This is a genomic window from Sphingobium nicotianae (assembly GCF_018603885.1).
In the GTDB taxonomy this organism is placed as follows: Bacteria; Pseudomonadota; Alphaproteobacteria; order Sphingomonadales; family Sphingomonadaceae; genus Sphingobium; species Sphingobium nicotianae.
Genome location: NZ_JAHGAW010000004.1, coordinates 319753 through 340100, shown reverse-complemented (window position 1 = coordinate 340100; position 20348 = coordinate 319753). Strand labels below are relative to the sequence as shown.

The following is a 20348-nucleotide window of genomic DNA, read 5'->3' as shown; positions in this document are numbered from 1 at the left end:
AGGCCGGCCGCGTGCTCCTTCAAGATCCCGATGATCTGCTCTTCACTGAACCTCGATCGCTTCACTGCCTGTCCTCCTCTTCAAGGAACAGGCTAACCTCAATCCGAGGACATTTCAGGGGAGCAGGTCACCGCGTTCGCGGGAATGACGGCGGAAGAGGTGGCCATCTTGCCCTCCCGATCCCACCTCGATATACGATCCATATACGAATCATATATCGAGGTCATGCATGGGTATCGTCAACATCGAGGATGAGCTGCACGAGCAGCTCCGCAAGGCCAGCAAGGCCTCCTATCGGTCGATCAACGCACAGGCTGCTTACTGGATCAGGATCGGCATGCTCTGCGAGCTGAACCCACAGCTCACCTTCCAGCAGATCATCGTGCGCGAGCTGCGGGAGGCCGGCGTCGATCCCGCCGATGCCGGCGCCGGGATAGGTGCGAGCGGGGATGTCGCCGTCGAATGATCAAGTCACCCGACGAAGTCGCGCTGATGGCCGAATCCGGCCGGCTGCTCGCGTCCGTCTTCACGCATCTCGACAGTGAGACGCTCGCCGGCCGCACGACGATGGCGATCAACGATCTCGTCGAGGAAATGATCGTCGATCGGCTCGGCGCGCGTCCCGCCAGCAAGGGCCAATATGGCTATGGCTTCGTGCTCAACTGCTCGCGCAACGAGGTGGTGTGCCACGGCGTCCCCTCCACGCAGGAGGTGCTGCGGGACGGCGACATCGTCAATCTCGACATCACTCTGGAAAAGAACGGCTATATCGCCGATTCCAGCAAGACCTATCTGGTCGGCGAAGTGGCCCCGGCGGCGCGGCGGCTCGTCCGCACGACCTACGAGGCGATGTGGAAGGGCATCCAGGCGGTGCGCCCCGGCGCCCGGCTCGGCGACATCGGCCATGCCATCGAGCGCCACGCCAAGCGGGCCGGCTATTCGATCGTGCGCGACTATTGCGGGCACGGCATCGGCCGCGAGATGCACGAGGAGCCGCAGATCCTCCATTTCGGCAAGCCCGGAACCGGCCTGACGCTCAAGGAGGGCATGGTCTTCACGATCGAGCCGATGCTGAACCAGGGCCGCCGGCTGGTGCGCACGCAGGACGACGGCTGGACCGTGGTCACGCTGGACGGCAAGCTCTCCGCGCAGTTCGAGCATACCGTGGCGGTGACCCGCAGCGGCGTCCGCGTCCTCACCCTGCGCCCGGAAGAGACCCCGCCGCCGCGCACCTGAAAGCGCTGTCCTACAAGCCCCGTCACATGCCAGAACTTGCGCGGCTCTTTCTCAGCGCGATAAATCGATGTTCCCGGTCAGGCGCGCAAAGGCTCGCGAAGAAAACCCGGTTTTCCGCCATTTCCGAAAAATCGGGAATTTCTGTTACCCCGTGACTTTCGTGACCTTCGCAAGAAATGGCGCGCCTTGATCGACGCGCTCGATCAACGATGGCCGCCAAGCGCCGCTCAGGCGAGCCAGGGCCGCGTGGGATCGGGCCGGGGCGGATGCGCGCGGATCGCCACCTCGTCCGGATCGCAGCCCCAGCCGATCCGCTCGTCGAGGAGCAGCGCGCTGTCCTCCAGCGCGAGCGGCGCATCGACCAGATCGGCATGCCAGCGCACATCGTCCGGCTCCATCTCCATGATGCGCAGATTGGGCGCGAGTGCGGCGAAGGCAGCCGCCTGCCGGTCGCCGAGGCGCCCGTAGCAGTTGTGGACCGCGACGTTGAAGCCGAAGGCATCGGCGAGCGCCGCGATGCGCAGCGCCGAATAGACGCCGTTCCACATCGGGTCGATCAGCACGACGTCGCAGGCGCGCTGCTCCAGCCAGGGGCGATATTGCGCCATGCCGTGGAGCGACTCCAGCGAAGCGACCGGCGTCATCAGCCCGCCGCGCACATCGGCCAGCGCCGCCGGTACGTCGGTGTCGATCTCCATCCAGGCCAGGCCCAGATGATCGAGCGCGCCGGCCACCCGCCGCATGCCCTCCCCGCGCAGCGAGAAGTTGAGGTCGAGCATGATCTCCATGTCCGGCCCCGCCCCGTCGCGCAACGCCTCGAGCTGGTCGATCAGGCCGGCGAGCGGATAGCCCCGTCCGGCCCCGGCCAGATCGAGATCCGGCGTGGCGCGGATGCCGGTATTGGCCATCGTGCCACCCCTACGCCCATCAGGGCCGCCGAAGATCACCGGATTGGTCTTGAGCGCCGTGAAGCCCTTCGCGCGGATCTCGGCGCCGAGCGCCTTGTAGTCCTCCGGCCCGCGCACCGGCGGCGATCCGGCATCCCGCTCGAACGCGTCCGGGATCGTCGCGCGGAACAGGCCGGCATGCGACCAATAGACCGGGATGCGCGCGCGCACAGGTCCGCCAAGCAGCCGATAGGCGGGCACTCCCGCCGCCTTGGCCGCCACGTCGATGCAGGCATTCTCGACCGCCGCGACCGCCTGACAGCCGAGCCCGCCCGGCGTCAGCTTGAGCGAGGCGTGAAGGACCGCCGCGATCGACGCGAACGCTCGCGGATCGCGCCCGATGGCCGCCGCCGAGATGGCCTGCACCACCGGCGTCAGGCCCGGGTTCCAGACCGTCTCGTTATACTCCGACCAGCCGGTCAGCCCCTCGTCGGTCGACAGCTTGAGGAAGGAGATGGTGCGCCAGCCGCCATCGGCATGAAGCAGCTCGATCTTGGTGATGCGCATCTCTCTCTCCCCGGCTGGTCAACGTCGCCGCGCGAAGACTAGCCGCATGGGCTCGAAAGCCAACAGCCCGCACTCGGCCATGCGTTCACGACGATGAATCCGCTGTCCTACAGCAACCCGTTCGTGGCATCGAGCGCACGCCATGACGCAGCCCGCGACCCGATCCATTGCCCTGCTCCTCCGCCCCGCCGGAGACCCGCGGAAGAAATTTGATTCACCCCGTGACCATCGTGACCTTCGGCGGAAATGCGTGGCCCTGGCGGGCGGACGCGACCTCTCGCATCGCCGCGAAGACCAGCGACTGGTTTTTTGCCCCCGGCCCGCCTATATGCGCGCGCAATCATGGCATCATTGAAATTCCCCGACGCCCCCAAGGTGGGCATGGTCTCGCTTGGCTGTCCCAAGGCGCTGGTCGACAGCGAGCGCATCCTGACCAAGCTGCGCAGCGACGGCTATGCGCTCTCGCCCGATTATGAGGGCGCGGACGTCGTGCTGGTCAACACCTGCGGTTTCCTCGACAGCGCCAAGGAGGAGAGCCTGGAGGCGATCGGCGAGGCAATCGCCGAGAATGGCCGCGTCATCGTCACCGGCTGCATGGGCAACGAGGCCGAGCTGATCCGCGCGCGCTTCCCGCAGGTGCTCGCCATCACGGGCGCGCATCAATATGAGGATGTGGTGAATGCGGTCCACGAGGCCGCGCCGCCCGTTCCCAATGCGTTCGTCGATCTCGTCCCCGAAGGCGGCCTCAAGCTGACCCCGCGCCATTATGGCTATGTGAAGATCAGCGAGGGCTGCAACCACAGCTGCGCCTTCTGTATCATCCCCTCACTGCGCGGGAAGCTCGCCAGCCGGCGGATCGACGCGGTGCTGCGCGAGGCGGAGAAGCTGGTCGCAGCCGGCACGAAGGAGCTGCTGATTATCAGCCAGGACACGTCGGCCTATGGCGTCGACGTCCGCCACGAAGAGCGCATGTGGCAGGGCGAGCCGGTCCGCACCCACATGACCGATCTCGCCCGCGCGCTCGGTCGCCTCAGGACGCCACAGGGCGAGACCCCATGGGTGCGCCTGCACTATGTCTATCCCTATCCGCATGTCGACGCAGTGATTCCCCTGATGGCCGAAGGACTGCTGACGCCCTATCTCGACATCCCGTTCCAGCATGCCGCGCCCAACGTGCTGCGCGCCATGAAGCGCCCCGCCAACGAGGCCAAGGTGCTCGAACGGCTGCAGCAATGGCGCAGCATCTGCCCGGACATCACGGTGCGCTCCAGCTTCGTCGTCGGCTTTCCCGGTGAGACCGAGGCGGACTTCCAGTATCTGCTCGACTGGCTGGATGAAGCGCAGCTCGACCGCGTCGGCGCCTTCCGCTTCGAGCCGGTCGAGGGAGCGCAGGCCAATGCCCTGCCGGACCATGTGCCGGCGGAGGTCAAGGAAGAGCGCTACCAGCGCATCATGCAGAAATGCGCGGAAATCTCCGCAGCGAAGCTTGCAGCTAAGATCGGCCGGACCATGCCCGTTATCATCGACGAGATCGGCGAGCCGGACGAGGATGGCAGCGTCGGCGCCACCGCGCGCTCGCAGGCCGACGCGCCGGAGATCGACGGCAATGTGTTCCTCCGCGATGTCGACCCAGGTCTTGCGGCCGGCGCGATCATCGACGCGGTAATCGAGGATGCCGACGAGCACGACCTGTTCGGCGTGCCGGCCTGATGCGCCCGCTGCGAGCCCGTGGCCGCTTGCCGAGCGCTCGCCGGCTCACTAGGTCGTGAATATGACGGACCCAGCCGATCTCGTGCGCCCGGATACGGGCCAGGCCGCCCATCTCATCCATCTCGTCGATGCCAGGAGCCATGACGACTGGCTGAACGCGCAGCCGGACCGCCACCGCGCGGCGCTGCTGGCGCAGGGCTTCAAGGCCAGCGCGTTCGCGCATGCGATTCTGCCCGGCGAGCAGCCGGAGGACTGGGCGGTCGTCGCAGCAGTGGCGGACACCGATGCCCTGTCGAGCTGGTGTCTCGCGAAGCTTGCCGATGTGTTGCCCGAGGGCAGCTACAAGCTGGCGAGCGGCGAGCCGGGTCCGGCAATCCTAGGCTGGATGACCGCGCAATATCGCTTCGACCGTTACAAGGAGAAGAAGGCCGGCAAGGGCGCGCGCGTACTGCTGACCGCCCAGCCGGGCGCGATCGACGGCGCGGCGGCTCAGGCGCGTGCGACGGCGCTGGTGCGCGACATGGTCAATGTGCCCACTGCCGACATGGGACCGGACCAGATCGAGGCACAGGCTCAGGTCGTCGCCAATCGCCATGGCGCGGCGATGAGCGTGATCCGCGGCGATGCACTGGAAGCGGGCTTCCCCATGATCCACGCTGTCGGCCGCGCGGCCGATCGCAGCTGCCAGCCGCGTCTGATCGAGCTGATCTGGGGCCGCGAGGACGCCCCGCGCATTGCCGTGGTCGGCAAGGGCGTGACCTTCGACACCGGCGGGCTCGACATCAAGCCGAGCAGCGCCATGCGGCTGATGAAGAAGGATATGGGCGGCGCGGCGCATGCGCTGGCACTGGCCGACCTGATCATGAACGCCAACCTGCCGGTGCGGCTCCACCTGCTGCTGCCGATCGCCGAGAATGCGATCAGCGGCAATGCCTTCCGCCCCGGCGACGTGCTGCGCAGCCGCAAGGGGCTGACGGTCGAGATCGGCAATACTGATGCCGAGGGTCGCCTCATCCTGGGCGATGCACTGACAAGGGCGGGTGAGGACGAGCCGGAGCTGATCATCGATTTCGCGACGCTCACCGGCGCCGCCCGGGTCGCGCTCGGGCCGGACCTGCCGGCCCTCTTTGCCAATGATGACGCGCTGGCCGCAGAGCTCGCCGCATGCGGCACCAGGGTCGATGACCCTATGTGGCGCCTGCCACTCTGGGAGCCCTACAACGACCTCTTCAAGAGCGACATCGCCGATCTCAACAATGCCGGTGAGAGCGGCTACGCCGGTGCGACCACTGCCGCGCTGTTCCTCCAGCGGTTCATCCCGGACAAGACATTGTGGGCGCATTTCGACACCTTCGCCTGGCGCCCCACAGCCAAGCCCGGCCGACCCAAGGGCGGCGACGCCCTGGGCCTACGCGCTACCTTCGCTATGCTGCAGGGCCGTTATGGGCGCTGAGGCAGGCGCCATCATACCGCCAAAGGCCGCAACAGGCTGCGAACGGCCCCCACCCTTGACCGGTCAACCCCTTTTGGCGCACTGCGCGCCGATGCACGGGTCAGCGGTATCCTCTCCGCAGCGCAAGCGGGTGAAGCTCGACGGGATTTCCCGCAGCTATGACGCGCGCGTGCGGGCCATCAGGGCGGATCTCGCCGATGTCGCACTCGCCGAATATTATTTCGCGCCGCATTATGCCTCGCCGGTGGCCCATGCCTGTGCGGCACCGTCGGTGATGCTGCGTGCTGTCCCGGATGAGACCGCGAGCGCCGTCACCGAGCTGCTGCACGGTGAAGTCTTCTTCATGCTCGATGCGCGGGCTGGCTGGGCATGGGGCTATTGCGGGCATGATCATTATGTCGGCTATGTGCCGGTGGACGCGCTCGGCGAGCCGATCGACGCCGCTTATGTGGCGCGGGCGCGGGCGCCGGTCTTCACCCGGGCCGACATCAAGTCGCCGGTCAAGACGATCCTGCCACCCGGTGCGCGGCTGGCGGGCACGATGGAAGACTTCTTTCTCGTGACAGGCGAGGAGCCGCCGAACGGTGGCTATGTCCACGTCCGTCACCTGGCCACGATCGACACCTATGAAACCGACTGGGTAGCCGTCGCGCAGCGGTCGGTCGGTGAGCCCTATGTCTGGGGTGGACGCGGTGGCCTCGGCATGGATTGCTCCGGCCTTGTCCAGACGGCGCTGGCCGCCTGCGGCATCGCCGCGCCGCGCGACACCGATCAGCAGGCGCAGCAGCTCGGTGAGCCGCTGCCCGACGATGCGGAACTCCGACGAGGAGACATCATCTTCTTCCCCGGCCATGTCGGGCTGATGATGGACAGCGAGAAACTGATCCACGCCAATGCCCACTGGATGGCCGTCACGATCGAGCCGCTGAGCGATGTTATCGCGCGGCTCCAGGACGAGCACGATCAGCCGGTGACAGGCCGGCGCAGGATTTCGCAATGACCAGGATTTTCATTGATGGCGCGGCAGGCACGACCGGTATCCAGATCCGGGATCGGCTGAGCGGCCGCGACGAATTCGACCTCATCACGCTCGGCGACGAGGCCCGGAAGGATGATGCCGCACGGGCCGGCGCGATCAACGCCGCCGACATCGTCATCCTCTGCCTGCCCGACGAGGCAGCGCGGCAATCGGTGGCGATGATCGCTAACGGGACGACACGCGTGATCGACGCGTCGACCGCGCACCGCACCGCGCCGGGCTGGATCTATGGCCTGCCGGAGATCAGCGGACGCGAGGCGGTCGCCAAGGCCCGCTTCGTCAGCAATCCGGGCTGCTACTCGACCGGCTTCATCGCCCTGGTGGCGCCTCTGGTCGCGGCGGGCCTGATTCCCGCCGATGCCGCGCTGAGTTGCAACGCCGTCTCGGGCTATTCGGGCGGCGGCAAGTCGATGATCGCGGAATATGAGAGCGCGGACGGCGCTCCCTCGGCCTGGCGGACCTATGCCCTCGGCCTCGCGCACAAGCATGTGCCGGAGATGCAGGCGCGCTGCGGCCTGACCAGGCGTCCGCTGTTCGCGCCGGCCGTGGTGCCACTCTATTCCGGCATGGTGTGCGAGGTTCCGCTGTTCCGCGAGATGACGAACGGCTCCGCGGACCAGATGCGCACCGCACTTGCGGATCATTATGCCGGATCGCCGATCATTTCGGTGGCGCAGGATTACGAGCCGGCGACCTTGCCCGTTGAGATGCTGAGCGGCCAGGACAGCATGCGCCTCTTTGTCTTCGCCGATCCGGCGAGCGATCAGATCCGCCTCGTCGCGGCGCTGGACAATCTCGGCAAAGGCGCGTCCGGCGCGGCGGTGCAAAGTCTCAATCTGATGACCGACCTCCCGGAAACGACGGGGTTGCGGCTTTAACGCCCCGGTTCGAAAACTCTCGGTTGTTATGATGAACGGCTGGCTGGCGGATCATTGCGCTTCTCCTCAAACGCCTTATCTCTGTGGCCAACCTCTTCTTGAAAGGAGTCCCGCATGAGCAGCGCGATCGCGACGCTGGCCGGTGGCTGTTTCTGGTGCACCGAAGCCGTCTATCAAAGCCTTGAAGGCGTCAAGACCGTGGAGAGCGGCTATATCGGCGGGACGAAGGCCAACCCGACCTATGAGGAAGTCTGCACCGGACAGACGGGCCATGCCGAGGCGATTCGCATTACCTATGATCCCGCCGTGATCGGCTATGCCGACCTGCTCGACATCTTCTTCGCCACGCACGATCCGACGACGCTCAACCGTCAGGGAAATGACGTCGGCACCCAGTATCGCTCGGCCATTTTCCCGCACGACGAGGAGCAGCGCGCCGAGGCGATCGCGGCTATCGCCCGAGCGCAGGCAGACTGGGCCGACCCGATCGTCACTGCGATCGAGCCACTCGCCGTCTGGTATCCGGCCGAGGATTATCACAAGAAATATTGGGATCGCGTCGGCACGCGGAACCCCTATTGCATGGCGGTGATCCCCCCCAAGCTGCAGAAGCTGCGCAAGGGTTTCGCCGAGCGGTTGCGGGCGGCGGTCTGAGGTTATCGTGGCGTCGGGTCTTTGCTCGGCACCACATCGTCGCATCGTTCATATCTCGGCCATGATTTGTGCATAGAACGACCTCGTTCTAGGAGGCCGTCGCATGAACATGAAACCCATCGTCACGATCGCCCTGTGCGCCGCGGTGTTCCCGCTGCCCGGCTGCGTTGCTCGCACGGCCTATCATGTGGCCACCGCGCCGGTCAAAGTCGCCTCCAAGGCAGCCGACTGGGCGACGGTGAGTGGCGACGAAGCCGACCGCAATCGCGGCCGGGTGCTACGCAGGAAATGCCAAGAGCGCTACGACGAATATTATTGCACCAAGGACTGAGCGCCGCGTCGGTCGTTCCAGCGCTGATCAGTGCACGCTCTGGCTCGCCATTGCCGGCTCGGCATGGCGCGGTAGGGGCTGCATGGACATGACCGGCGCCGCTTGATGGGCTTGCGCCACGCGCGGGGGCACGGGACGGCGGACAGGCATACGGACCGGGCTCGAGCGCCGGATCGCCATCGCCGCCATCAGCGGCGCGCAGAGGAACTGGACGCCGAGGCTCGCGAAACCGATGAACGCCAGCAGCGCCGCACCGCTGCCCAGAAGCCCGCCCGACATCAGCAGCGCCACCCCGATCAGCAGGCAGATGCCGCCTGCAACCGTCTCAGGCTTGGTCGATGCAAAGGGCGACGGCTCCGCAGCCTGATCCGCGAACTTGGGTGTGCGGCGCCAGGCGAGCGGGCGCTTCGACAGGCCGGCGAGGCCGGCCACCAAGATCACATAGGTGAGCGACGCGCGGGCGATCTCGCCCCGGATCATATCTTCCATGTCGGTGCAGCCGGCGAGGCGATAGCGGTGCACGGTGCGCAGCCACCAGGTCGCGCCGCCGATCAGCATCAGCAATGGAACGATCGAGGGAATGTCGATCGGCTCCATCGAGCCCGTTGCGAGCGCGACGACCATCGCGACCATGCCGGCGATCGCCATGGCGAGCCCGGCCAGCATCTGCAGCGGCGCGAGGCAGCGCGTCACTTCGAGCAGCTTCGTCCAGCCCGGCAGGCGGGGAGCCAGCGGTGTGGGCAGGAACAGCCGCCAGTGCCGCCGAAGCTGCTGCACCGGGCCCGCCGTCCACCTGAACCGCTGCTTCTTATAGTCGTCGAATGTCTCGGGGATGAGGCCGCGACCGAACGTTTCGCCGAAATAATAGCCACGATAGCCGGCGGCGCGAATGCGCACCGAGACTTCGCTGTCCTCGGTCAGGCACCATTCCGCCCAGCCGCCCGCCTTGCGCAGCGCCTCGGTGCGTATCAGGCACATCGTCCCGATCGTGAAGGCGCCGCCATATTCGCTGATGCCTGGATAATCCGCCTTGTTGCAGGGCATATATTCCCAATAGGCGGCGGTGAGATAGCTATTGGCCTGATAGCCGCGGTAATCGTGCGGCGTCTGGATATAGCCGATCTGCGGATCGGCGAAGAAAGGCGCGAGGCGCGAGAGGAAATCGCATTTCGCGAAGTAATCGGCATCGACGACGCCGATCAGGTCCGCCGTAGGATCCATCTTGTCCATCAGCCAGTTGAGCGCGCCGGCCTTGGCGCCCGGCAGCGGGGCGACGTGGAAGAAACGGAACCGCTCGACACCCAGGCGCCGATTGAGTGCGGCGCAATGCGCCTCCAGCGGCCGCCAGAGCGCTTCGTCCTTGGTGTTGTTGTCACAAACGAGCACTTCGTAATCGGCATAGTCCAGTGCGGCGAGCCGGTTCATCGTCTCCATGACCACCTCGGGCGGCTCAGCATAGCAAGGGAGTTGCAGCGAGACCTTGAAGGGCTTTTCCAAGACCGGCGCAGCAGGCGCGGCGAAAGGCAGGCGCCAGCGCTCGTGCGTCAACACAGCTTCGCGCGCGAAGGTCGCGATCTGGGTGACAAGCATGAAAGGGACGGCGAGGCCGAAGCCGATCAGAGCCGAGACTTCGAGCCCGGTTGGAAGCCCCGCTTCCAGAATGAACTGGATGCTCCACGCGGTGCCGACGAGAAAACCGGCGCCGATGCAGGTGAGCGAGAGGATGCCCGGCATGCTGAGACGATGCACGAGATAGCGCGTCGCGGCCGCCGCGTTCATGCAGAACAGGAAGATCGGCAGGACGGGCAGCAGCTCGGTCGTCGCCAGCACCGTCGCGAGCAAGGCCGCGACGCACGATCCGATCAGCTCGATCCCTTCCTGCGCCACCGGGCGCGTCAGCCGGTGCGGCGCGGCGACCGCCCGCAGCGTCAGAAGCGCGGCAAAAAGGGCAAGAAAGGCAATGAAGACCAGCGAAGAATCGAGTTCGGCTCTGGAGGGTAACAAAATGCGACGTCCTTTTTATTGTCAGCTCCGCGCAATACTTTGACTGCTGCGGAGCGCAACCCGATGAAACAGGCCCTATCGTTCAGGCGGCGCTCGCAAACCCCGGAGCGACGAGCCGTGCATCAACAGCTTCGCATGGAACTCTCCCGCCTGCGGATTGAAATTCCAGCAATCAGAAAGGGTTGCGTCCGCAGATTGTAAAATCCTGCGCTGCGCGTCTGATCGTGCCGAAGTTGCGGCGGACGGGCGGGGATGGCGGCTATGCTGCGGCGCGGCGGAGCCTGTCGTTGATCGCGAGGCCAAGACCACGATGGGGAATCGGAGCGATCGTAATCCCGGAAAAACCGCTTGCATCGGCCTCGTGCAAGGTCGCGAAGAGATTGGCTGCCGCCTCGACGAGATCGCCGGAGGGGCTGAGATTGCGCTGACAGGCGCCGGGGCCGAAGCCGATGTGAAACTGGCCTTCCACAGCCTCGGCGCGGTCGAGCGTCACCGGCTTGGTAGGCGCATAGTGGCTCTCAAGCTGGCCTGGCGCAGTGATACCTTCGCCTTGCGATGGATCGAGCACCGCAAGGCCGGTGCGCCCCTCGATCGCTTCCGGAGTCACCGGGCCGGGACGAAGCAGCGTCACCGATCCGTCGCCCGGACGAACGATCGTCGATTCAAGGCCATCGCTTGCCGGCCCCGCGTCGAGGATGAAGGGAATGCGTCCACCCAGGCTCGCCAGGACATGGGCGGCGCGGGTCGGACTGATCCCGCCCGAGCGATTGGCCGATGGCGCGGCGAGCGGCACGCCGGCGGCCGCGATCAGCGCGCGCATCGCCGGATGCGAAGGCAGGCGGACGGCGAGCGTCAGCAGGCCCGCGCTGGCGAGTTCGGCCACCGGACAGTCGGGCAGGCGCGGCAGCACCATCGTGAGCGCGCCGGGCCAAAAGGCTCGGGCAAGCGCCTCCGCCGCGGGGGAGAAAGCCACGAGCCGTCGCGCCATGTCGACATCGCTGACGTGCACGATGAGCGGATTGAAGCTGGGACGTCCCTTGGCGGCATAGATGCGAGCCACCGCCATTTCGCTGGTGGCGTCGGCCGCCAGGCCGTAGACCGTCTCGGTAGGGACGGCGACGGGCTCGCCCGCGCGGATCAGCGCCGCTGCCTCGGCCAGAGACGCGCTGTCATAGGCGCGAATTTGCGTGTCGACGGTCCAGGCGCGGTTCGGCATCGTCGCGCATATAGCGGTGCTTTGTGACAGGATGAAGCCCGGAAAGCGGCTTTGCGCAGTGGCGCTCTTCGCCTAGAGACACGCGCCATGACGAGCGACACCAAAGACGAGATGCTGGCGCGCATCGCCGCCGCGCTGGAGCGGCTGGCCCCACCCGCCCCGGCCCCGGCGGACCTTGAGGCGCATCCGGCCTATCGCTGGGATGGCAAGACCATCAGCCCGATCGAAGCCTTCCAACCCGTTGATTTCGCGCTGCTGACCGGCATCGACGCGCAAAAGCAGGCCTGTCTGGAGAATTGCCGGCGGCTCGCAAGGGGCCATGCCGCACACGACATCCTGCTGTGGGGCGCACGCGGAACGGGCAAGTCGGCAACGGTGTCGGCCTGCGTCGGCCAGGTCCAGAAGGAAGGCCTGCCGCTCGCCATGATCGAAATCGCAACCGACGATCTGCGCAGCCTCGCCGCCTTGTTCTCGCTGCTGCGCGCGACCAGCCGGCCGATCATCCTCTACATCGACGATCTCGGCTTCGACGGCGATTTCGGCGCCGATGCCCGCGCGCTGCGATCGCTGCTGCAGGGCGGCGCGGGCGCGCGCGGCAGCCATGTGCGCGTCTATGCGACGTCCAACCGCCGCCACATCGTGCCCCGCTCGATGGGCGAGCAGGACGATCCGATCAACCCGCGCGACGTCATCGACGACCGGCTGGCCCTCTCCGACCGGTTCGGCCTGTCGCTCGGTTTCCATGCGCTCGATCAGGACGCCTATGTCGCGATCCTCGCAACCTATGCAGCCCGTCTCGGGCTTGAGTTCGATCCGCTGGCGGCGATCCAGTGGGCGACCCAGCGAGGCAGCCGATCGGGCCGCGTAGCCTGGCAATATGTCGTGGAACTGGCCGGGCGGGCCGGACGGACGCTGGAAAGTGACGCGCAGGTGTAAACTTCTTCACTCGTTAAGATTGAGATAATTGCTAATAAACAAAAACTTAATTATCGAAACTTCTCGAACATCATGCATATGGCGCATGTGTTTTTTTGAGAAGTTTCGGGTGAGGTGATAAGGAGCATGATTTTTCGGGAATGGCTCTCACGAGGTCAAAGAGCGGCACCATTCGGCGCGCGATGATCATATCATGAGAGGGCGCGCGTAGGACAGGCGGCGGCGCGCGCCCGAGCTGTCCGTTCAGATCACAGGCTGGCGACGCGGGCTGTTGGGCCACGACGCCTTATCCCTCATTGCGGCGCATGCGGGAATCCAGCTATGACCCTGCGACTCAGCGGCAGCGTGGAACTGGATCCCCGCGTGCGCGGGAATGACGGGGTGCGGTGGAGCAAAGGGGCCGCTTTCACGCCAATTCATGCCGTCCGCTATACTCGTGGCGTGTCCCGATAGCGGCCTGTCAGGATACGACGCCATCGCCGTCACTAGCCCCTCCTCTGAAGAGGAGGGGCTAATGGCCACTAACCACGACCTTTCAGTGGCTCAGGCCGCGCGCTCGGACTCCTGAAAGCGGTCGGTCGGGCACCCCTTTTTATGAGTTCAGGCCTCGACACGAACGGGAACGGCGCGCGGCAGGCTGCGCCAAACGGCCCCTAGCCCAACGCCCGCGACCAGCAGATGAGATCGCCATCCTCGTCATCATAGCGGGTGCCGGTGCGGGCGAAGCCGTTGCGTTCGAGCACGGCCTGAGAGGCGATATTGTCGACCGAGGTATCGGCGCGCAGGGAGGTCGCCAGCCCTCTGGAGATCACCTCCTCGATCAGCTGGCTAACCGCCGCGCGCGCATAGCCTTGCCGCTGGCAGGCGGGGGCGATGCCATAGCCGATCTCGGCGCTGCCCGTCGCGTCGGGCGGCTCCTTGAACGAGGTGAGGCCGACGAGCAGCGAGCCGTCGAGGATCAGCCACGAGGCGCCGCAGCCAGCGCGATGCAAAGCGGCGGTCATGCCGCGCACGATCTCCAGCACGTCGGGCGGTGCGACACCGCCATCGGGCAGGCCGAAATCGTCCGGTGCCTCGCCTTCATCAAGCAGCCATGCGAGATGCGCATCGGTCGCCGGCTGCAGGCGGACACTCATGCGGCCGGGTTGCCTGACGGCTTGGCAGGGGCTGGCCCCGCTGCGGGCTTGGGCGTGCTCGGATTGGTAATGCGCCAGACGATGCCGCCGACATCATCGCTGACAAGAACGGCGCCATCCTTCGCGATAACGACGTCGACCGGGCGGCCCTGGGCCTGACCCTTGTCGTTGAGGAAGCCGGTGAGCAGATCGACCGGCTTGCCCTGCGCCGTGCCGTCCGCGCTGAACGCGACATAGGCGACCTTGTAGCCGGCGAGCGGCTTGCGGTTCCAGCTGCCGTGCAGGGCGACGAACGCGCCATGATCGAAGGGTGCGCCGAGCGTCGAGCCGGGCGTGAAGATCAGGCCGAGCGGCGCGGTGTGGGCGCCGAGGCCGAAGGCGGGCCGGCGGGTATATTCGCGCAGATCGTCGCGGCGGGGTTCGACGCGGCTGTCGATGTAGCCGCCCCAGTAATTCCATGGCCAGCCGTAGAAGGCGGCGAACTCGACATCGGTCAGATAATCGGGGACCAGATCGGAGCCGAGCATATCGCGCTCGTTAACCACCGCCCACAGGCCGTCGCTCCACGGGTTCCAGGCAAGATCGGTCGGGTTGCGCAGGCCGCTCGCGTAGATATTGGACTCGCCTGCCTTGAGGTCTATCTCGAGAATGAGCGCGCGATTATCCTCGGCGTCGAGGCCATCCTCCGCGACATTGCTGTTCGAGCCGATGCCGACATAGAGCTTGCCGTCCGGGCTGGCGAGCAGGCTCTTTGTCCAGTGATAATTGGGCGCGTTGGCCGGCAACTTGGCGATCGTGCGCGGCTTGGCGGTGATCTGGGTGTCGCCCACCTTGTAGGGGAAGGCAAGCAGGCTGTCGGTGTTGGCGACATAGAGCGTCCCGCCGATGAGGGCCATGCCATAAGGCGAGTTCAGGCCTCTGATCAGGACATGTTTCTGCTCGGCCACGCCGTCCCCATCGACGTCGCGCAGCAGCGTGATGCGATTGGCCGAAGGCGCGCCGGCACCGGCCGCGCCCATGAGCTTGGCCATGATCCAGTCCTTGATCCCGCCTTGCGGGCGCGGCGGGCTGTTGGTCTCGGCCACGAGAATGTCGCCATTGGGCAGCAGCAGCATCTGGCGCGGATGATCGAGCCCGGTGGCGAAGCGCGCGACCTTCAGCCCCCTGGATGGGACCGGCGCGGCATTGGCGGCCCAGCCCACCGGGTCGGCGATGCCGACGGTCGGGATGAACTGCTTGCGCGGCGCGGTGAATTTGGGCTCGCGGCCTTCGAGATCGCTCTCGCTGAGCTGCGCGATGTCGGGTCGGGAAAGGTAGAAGAAGAGGCCGCCCGCGGCGAGGACAAGCGCGACGAGGGCCATGGCGATATATTTTCTCATGGGCGCTGATCTATGCCTCCTGACGTCCGGGCGCAACGGGCGCACGCGACGCTTCCGATGTAAAAACAGTGATTCCCACGCGCCGCGGACGCCCGTCGACGCTTTCCAAGCCTCGCCACTTCCCCTAGGTTCGGCGGGTGAAAGCAGCGCTGCTCTTCCTCGTCACTGTTTCAGGCGTCGCGCTCGCACAGGTGCCTGCACAGCAGGAAGATGTCGCGCTTTACGGAAAGCATGATTGGTTCGCCCTGCATGATCGCATGATCGCAGGTCAGGCGACGGATCTCCTGGCATTGGGCGCGACGGCGGTGGCGTTCGGCGAGGAGCAAAAGGCGCGTTCCTTTCTGGAGCCGCTTTTGAACGGGAAGCAGGCGGCCGACGCGCATGGGTGGCTGAGCTATCTGGATTTGCGGAAAGGGCGTTATCGCGCTGCGGCGATGCACATCGCAGCGTCCGAACCGGGCCAGACCAACCCGCTCGCGGTGACGTTACAAGCGCTTCCCGATCAAATCACGGTCCAAAACGCGTCCGCGATCGTCCGGCATCGCATCTTCCAGCGCAAGCTGTTCGTGCCCGTCTCAGTGAATGATCATCCCGCCGAACTGATTCTCGATTCCGACGCGAACTTGTCCTTCCTGAGCGAAAGCGCCGCCAAACGCATGGGTCTCACCATCCGCGACAGCGATGCGACGACCGCCGGGGCGCTCGGCGCCGCATCCCGCCTGCGGATCACGATCGCCGACATCCGGATCGGCAAGACGCATGTCCGCAACGTCGCGTTCATGGTGCTTCCCGACAATGCCAGCCTGTTCGCGCCATTAGCCCCACTGCAGCAGGGAGCTCTGGGCCTGCCGGTCATGCTCGCGCTGGAGCGGATGAGCTGGGACAGCGACGGCAGCTTTCGGATCGGCGCCGGCCACGATCCGACCCGCCCATCCTCGCCGCTCGCCTTTGACGGCGCCGACCCCATCGTCCGCTTTTTCCACGATCGAGTGGCCCTTGCCGGCGTCTTCGACACCGGAGCGGAAACGACCGACCTGTGGCCGCCATTCGCCGCGCGTTTCGCCGAGCAGATCCGGAAGGAGGGCACCGCAGGCAAGAAAATGGTGCGTGGTTTCGGCGGGAACGGCGAGATTCCTGAGGTGGTCGTGCCCGATCTGCCGCTCGATATGGGCGGCATACCGCTGCGGGCGAGACCGGCGCATATTCTCACGGCGACGACCACGGCCAACAGCGACTGGCAGGCCGGACGTCTGGGCCTCGACCTGCTACGACAGGCGCGGCGGGTCACGATCGACTTCCGCGCGAACCGGCTTCAATTGCTCGAGTGAGAAGGCAGTCCGGAGGTTAGCGCGGCCCCATCCGCCAGATCAGGATCGCGATCAGCACGCCGACGCCCAGCCCGATCAGCAGCCCAATGCTAGGCTGGTGCAGGAAGCCGCCGATGATCGTGCCGGCGAGGGTCAGCAGCGCGATCGGCGCGCCGCCGGCCATGCGGTTGCCGGGCTTCCGGGACGGTGGGGGCGTGGGATCGTCGCTCATGCCGCTGCCCTTGCCACGTCCCGGTGCGGGACGCCAGCCGTGCCGTGATGGGACGGCTGTCTCGCCAGGGGAAATGGTCAAGAGCCTCTTCACCAGCGTGATGCGGCGAAACCCGCCATCCGCGCAAACTGGCACGGGGCTTGGATGGTGAAGGACGGGCGGCGGGTGGCCGACCTGTAGATAAAACAAAGATACACGGGGTACGGCATGCATCTTCCAATTTTGGTGGATCGGCGCAGCTATGACGATGCTGCTGCGCTTCTCGAACGGTTCGGCGAACATGCCGGGGTCGAGGCGGCGCTGCGCGCCGATCGGTCGCGCGAGCGCGGCAACCACATTCATTTCTGCCACTGGCGACAGATCGAGCGAATGCTCGTCGTGCTCTGCGTCGATCAGGTGATGGGCACGATCCACTGAGCCGATCACGTCACCGCTTCTTGTTGCGACCCGTTTCACGCGTCGCTTAAGCCCCCCTCCCGGCTCGCTTACCAGTCCCCACTGATGAGCCGGGAGGGTGTGGTGCTCCGGAGCGACCAGCAGTCAGGCGATACGTAGCCGAAAAGCGTGATTTGTGAGCATCGGCGCGCAGCGTACTTCCGGTACGTGAGCACCGAAGCGCAGTAAATCGCGTTTTGCAGGCACGTATCGCCTGACTGCTGGTCGCTCCGGCGATTCGGTGCCTGCTAGAGTCCTGCCTTCGCGCGTTCCTCGGCGACCAGTTCCTTACGGGACAGTTTGCCGATCAGCGTTTTGGGCAAGGTCTCGCGGATCTCGACCGCGCTGACCCGCTCATGCTTGCCGAGCTGCGGGTTGAGCCACGCCTTGAGGGCCTCGTTGTCCAGCTCCCTGCCCTTGTCCGGCCAGAGCGTGACAAACGCCTTGGGACTTTCGCCGCGATATGGATCCGGAATGCCGATCACCAGTGCCTCGCGGACGGCGGGATGGCGATAGAGCACCTCCTCCACCTGGCTGGGAAAAACCTTGAACCCGCCGACCGCTATCATGTCCTTGATGCGGTCGACGACGGTTATATAGCCCTGCGCATCGATCGTCCCGACGTCCCCGGTGCGCAGATAGCCGCCGATGAAGACATCGGCATCTGCGGCGGGATTGTCCCAGTAACCACGCATGATCTGGGGGCCGGCCACGGCGATCTCGCCCGGCTCGCCCGGCGGCGCGGGGCGGGTGGGATCGTCCCGATCGAGGAACTTGACGCGGGTGCCCGGGAAGGGCTGGCCGATCGAGCCGGCCTTGCCCGGATTCTCATAAGGATTGCAGCTGATCACGCCGCTGCTCTCGGTGAGGCCATAGCCCTCGACGAGGCGGGCGCCGGTGGCGCTCTCGAACTTGCCCTTGAGTGACATGGGCAAGGGCGCCCCGCCCGAGATGCAGACGCGCAGCGACGAGAAATCGGTGCGCGGCAGGTCGGGGCAATCGAGCAGTGCCTGGAACATCGTCGGCACGCCGGGCAGCGAGGTCGCCTTGCTCTTCTGGATCGCGGCCAGCACCTGGCGCGCGTTGAAGCGCGGCAGCATGATGATGGCGCCGCCATTGGCGACGGTGCGGTTGAGCACGGCCGTGTTGGCGAAAACATGGAAGAAAGGCAGCGCACCGACGATGCGGTCCGGCGCATCGCGGTGCGGATCGATCAGGTTCACCTGGCGGGCGTTGGCGGTTAGGTTCTGATGGGTCAGCATCGCGCCTTTGGGCCGGCCGGTGGTGCCGCCGGTATATTGCAGCAAGGCAAGGTCGCGCTCGGGATCGATCGGCGGCAAGGGCCTCGATCCGTCATTGGAGAGGACGCTGGCGTAACGGGTGATGCGCGGATCATGCGGGACATGCTCGTCCTCGCCGCGCTTGAACAAGCGGTAGAGCAGGGCCTTGCCCGCCGGCAGCGCCTCGGCCACCGAGCCGACCACCAGCCGCTCGATGCAGCTGCTGTCGAGCACGGCATGGGCATTGCCGAACAGCGGCTTCGCAGAAAGCGTGACGAGCAGGCGGGTGCCGCTGTCCTCGGCCTGATGCGCCAGCTCCTCGACAGTGTAGAGCGGCGAGAAATTGACCGCGATGGCACCGGCCATCATCGCTCCGTAGTAGGCGGCGATATAATGGGGAACATTGGGCAGGTAGAGGCCGACGCGGTCGCCGGGCGCGATGCCGAGATCGATCAGGCCGCAGGCGAAGCGGCGGGCGGCGGCATAGCAATCGGCATAGCTGTAGCGCCGGCCTAGAAAGTCGATCAGCGTGCGATGGCCGCCCGCCTCGGCTGATGCCTTGAGCATGCCGGGCAGCGACAGGGGCGCGAACTGCTGATCCCATGCGACCGGGTGGTCATAATGATCGTGCCAGACCCAGTGTTCGCTCTCCATGCGGAAAGGCTAGGCTAACGTGCACGTCAAGGCAATGCGTTCGCGCAAACGCTACGGCGTTGGCATTCGTTAAGCGTGGATGGCGAACGACTCGGACGGCCTGCGAACGCTTGCTCCTGCGAAAGCAGAAGCCTAGGACCCAACCGACTGACCTAGCCGCCCCGATCCCCTGCTTTCGCAGGAGCACGAGTCAGGTGAGCAATCCTCAGCCCTGGTTCTGGCTGGTGAACGCCTCGGCCTCGGCGCGCAGAGCTTCCTCGACGCGCATTGTCTCCTCGGCGCGGCGATTATTCTCGTCGCGCTCCTGACGCAGCTCGGCGATCAGCGCCTCGCGGTCGCCGGCCAGGCGATTGTCGACCGGAGCCTCGATGCCCGCCTTCTTGGCGGCGCGGGCGACCAGCGCGTCCAGCTCACGCTGCGAGCAGAGGCCGAGCGTCACCGGATCCTTGGGCTGGATGTTGCTGATGTTCCAGTGCGTCCGATCGCGGATCGCCGCGATCGTCGTGCGCGTCGTGCCGATCAGCTTGCCGATCGCGCCGTCTGAAATCTCGGGATGATTGCGCAGGATCCAGGCGATGCCGTCCGGCTTGTCCTGGCGCTTGGACACCGGCGTGTAGCGCGGGCCCTTGGTGCGACGGACGGGATCCGGCCCCTTCAGCATGACGAGCGCGTAGTTGGGATCGGCCTCGCCCTTCTTGATCTCCTCGTTGGAGAGCTCATGAGCGCGGACAGGATCGCGACCGGTATATTTCGAGCCGGCCGTGTCATCGGCGATCGCCTGCACTTCGAGAATGTGCAGCCCGCAGAACTCGGCGATCTGCTCGAAACTGAGCGCGGTGTTGTCAACGAGCCAGCTGGCGGTGGCATGGGGCATGAGCGGCTGGGCCACGGCGAAATCCTTCTGTGCAAATAAACAGGGCCACCCCTCACGGGATGGCCTCGATCCTGCCAACAGATAGGCGATTGATGCATTTTGAGCAAGCGTCCGCGACGTTGCCGTCCGATTATCAGCGA

19 protein-coding genes are annotated in these 20348 nt (G+C 65.9%); 11 read left to right on the top strand and 8 right to left on the bottom strand.

Going from position 1 to position 20348, the window contains the following annotated elements; all coding sequences use genetic code 11:
- Nucleotides 1-229 precede the first annotated feature (229 nt).
- Together KK488_RS08070 and map are read left to right on the top strand one after the other, a co-directional pair.
- Nucleotides 230-466 carry a ParD-like family protein gene (locus KK488_RS08070; RefSeq protein ID WP_214622630.1) on the top strand — a complete coding sequence of 79 codons (237 nt, stop codon included), beginning with the start codon at nucleotides 230-232 and terminating at the stop codon, nucleotides 464-466.
- Complete coding sequence (map, locus tag KK488_RS08065) at nucleotides 463-1236, top strand: type I methionyl aminopeptidase (RefSeq protein WP_214622629.1); 774 nt, start codon at nucleotides 463-465, stop codon at nucleotides 1234-1236. The genes KK488_RS08070 and map overlap by 4 nt, the downstream gene beginning before the upstream one ends.
- Nucleotides 1237-1463: 227 nt before the next feature.
- Here map and KK488_RS08060 read toward each other — a convergent pair whose 3' ends face one another.
- Nucleotides 1464-2690: a mandelate racemase/muconate lactonizing enzyme family protein gene (locus KK488_RS08060; protein WP_214622628.1), complete on the bottom strand. Its 1227-nt coding sequence runs from the start codon at nucleotides 2688-2690 to the stop codon at nucleotides 1464-1466.
- Between the two features lie 342 nt (nucleotides 2691-3032).
- On the opposite strand from KK488_RS08060, the gene rimO reads away from it, so the two are divergent.
- The 6 genes from rimO to KK488_RS08030 all read left to right on the top strand — a co-directional run bounded on the left by rimO (nucleotide 3033) and on the right by KK488_RS08030 (nucleotide 8755).
- Nucleotides 3033-4400, top strand: a complete 1368-nt coding sequence (rimO, locus tag KK488_RS08055) for a 30S ribosomal protein S12 methylthiotransferase RimO (protein WP_214622627.1) — start codon at nucleotides 3033-3035, stop codon at nucleotides 4398-4400.
- Between the two features lie 61 nt (nucleotides 4401-4461).
- Nucleotides 4462-5853: a leucyl aminopeptidase family protein gene (locus tag KK488_RS08050; RefSeq protein ID WP_214622626.1), complete on the top strand. Its 1392-nt coding sequence runs from the start codon at nucleotides 4462-4464 to the stop codon at nucleotides 5851-5853.
- A gap of 91 nt (nucleotides 5854-5944) precedes the next feature.
- The gene (locus tag KK488_RS08045; RefSeq protein ID WP_214622625.1) at nucleotides 5945-6853 is read left to right on the top strand and encodes a C40 family peptidase; all 909 of its coding nucleotides are present in this window, start codon (nucleotides 5945-5947) and stop codon (nucleotides 6851-6853) included.
- Nucleotides 6850-7770 carry an N-acetyl-gamma-glutamyl-phosphate reductase gene (gene argC, locus KK488_RS08040; RefSeq protein ID WP_214622624.1) on the top strand — a complete coding sequence of 307 codons (921 nt, stop codon included), beginning with the start codon at nucleotides 6850-6852 and terminating at the stop codon, nucleotides 7768-7770. Before KK488_RS08045 ends, argC begins: the two co-directional genes overlap by 4 nt.
- A 114-nt stretch (nucleotides 7771-7884) precedes the next feature.
- Nucleotides 7885-8424 carry a peptide-methionine (S)-S-oxide reductase MsrA gene (msrA, locus tag KK488_RS08035; RefSeq protein WP_214622623.1) on the top strand — a complete coding sequence of 180 codons (540 nt, stop codon included), beginning with the start codon at nucleotides 7885-7887 and terminating at the stop codon, nucleotides 8422-8424.
- A gap of 103 nt (nucleotides 8425-8527) precedes the next feature.
- Entirely contained in the window at nucleotides 8528-8755 is a 228-nt protein-coding gene (locus KK488_RS08030; RefSeq protein WP_214622622.1) for a hypothetical protein, read from the top strand.
- 27 nt (nucleotides 8756-8782) lie between these two features.
- Here KK488_RS08030 and KK488_RS08025 read toward each other — a convergent pair whose 3' ends face one another.
- Together KK488_RS08025 and KK488_RS08020 are read right to left on the bottom strand one after the other, a co-directional pair.
- On the bottom strand, nucleotides 8783-10759 hold the full coding sequence (locus tag KK488_RS08025) for a glycosyltransferase (protein WP_214622621.1): 1977 nt from the start codon (nucleotides 10757-10759) through the stop codon (nucleotides 8783-8785).
- A 259-nt stretch (nucleotides 10760-11018) separates the two neighbouring features.
- On the bottom strand, nucleotides 11019-11975 hold the full coding sequence (locus tag KK488_RS08020; RefSeq protein ID WP_214622620.1) for an L-threonylcarbamoyladenylate synthase: 957 nt from the start codon (nucleotides 11973-11975) through the stop codon (nucleotides 11019-11021).
- 87 nt (nucleotides 11976-12062) lie between these two features.
- Between KK488_RS08020 and KK488_RS08015 the strand changes: the two genes are divergently transcribed.
- Nucleotides 12063-12911 carry an ATP-binding protein gene (locus KK488_RS08015; protein ID WP_214622619.1) on the top strand — a complete coding sequence of 283 codons (849 nt, stop codon included), beginning with the start codon at nucleotides 12063-12065 and terminating at the stop codon, nucleotides 12909-12911.
- A gap of 653 nt (nucleotides 12912-13564) precedes the next feature.
- Here the strand turns inward: KK488_RS08015 and KK488_RS08010 are convergent.
- Both KK488_RS08010 and KK488_RS08005 read right to left on the bottom strand, forming a co-directional pair.
- Nucleotides 13565-14047, bottom strand: a complete 483-nt coding sequence (locus KK488_RS08010; RefSeq protein ID WP_214622618.1) for a GNAT family N-acetyltransferase — start codon at nucleotides 14045-14047, stop codon at nucleotides 13565-13567.
- On the bottom strand, nucleotides 14044-15426 hold the full coding sequence (locus KK488_RS08005; RefSeq protein WP_214622617.1) for a PQQ-dependent sugar dehydrogenase: 1383 nt from the start codon (nucleotides 15424-15426) through the stop codon (nucleotides 14044-14046). Before KK488_RS08005 ends, KK488_RS08010 begins: the two co-directional genes overlap by 4 nt.
- Nucleotides 15427-15716: 290 nt before the next feature.
- Here KK488_RS08005 and KK488_RS08000 point away from each other — a divergent pair, with 290 nt between their 5' ends.
- Entirely contained in the window at nucleotides 15717-16754 is a 1038-nt protein-coding gene (locus KK488_RS08000) for a retropepsin-like aspartic protease (protein ID WP_214622616.1), read from the top strand.
- A 16-nt stretch (nucleotides 16755-16770) separates the two neighbouring features.
- Here KK488_RS08000 and KK488_RS07995 read toward each other — a convergent pair whose 3' ends face one another.
- Nucleotides 16771-16965 (bottom strand): hypothetical protein, encoded by a 195-nt coding sequence (locus tag KK488_RS07995; RefSeq protein WP_214622659.1) that lies wholly within the window; start codon nucleotides 16963-16965, stop codon nucleotides 16771-16773.
- A gap of 207 nt (nucleotides 16966-17172) precedes the next feature.
- Between KK488_RS07995 and KK488_RS07990 the strand changes: the two genes are divergently transcribed.
- Entirely contained in the window at nucleotides 17173-17382 is a 210-nt protein-coding gene (locus tag KK488_RS07990) for a hypothetical protein (protein WP_214622615.1), read from the top strand.
- A 266-nt stretch (nucleotides 17383-17648) separates the two neighbouring features.
- Here KK488_RS07990 and KK488_RS07985 read toward each other — a convergent pair whose 3' ends face one another.
- Both KK488_RS07985 and KK488_RS07980 read right to left on the bottom strand, forming a co-directional pair.
- Nucleotides 17649-19334: a long-chain-fatty-acid--CoA ligase gene (locus tag KK488_RS07985; RefSeq protein ID WP_214622614.1), complete on the bottom strand. Its 1686-nt coding sequence runs from the start codon at nucleotides 19332-19334 to the stop codon at nucleotides 17649-17651.
- A gap of 205 nt (nucleotides 19335-19539) precedes the next feature.
- A complete protein-coding gene (locus KK488_RS07980; protein WP_214622658.1) occupies nucleotides 19540-20208 on the bottom strand; it encodes a DUF1013 domain-containing protein in 669 nt (222 codons plus the stop codon).
- Between the last annotated feature and the right edge of the window lie 140 nt (nucleotides 20209-20348).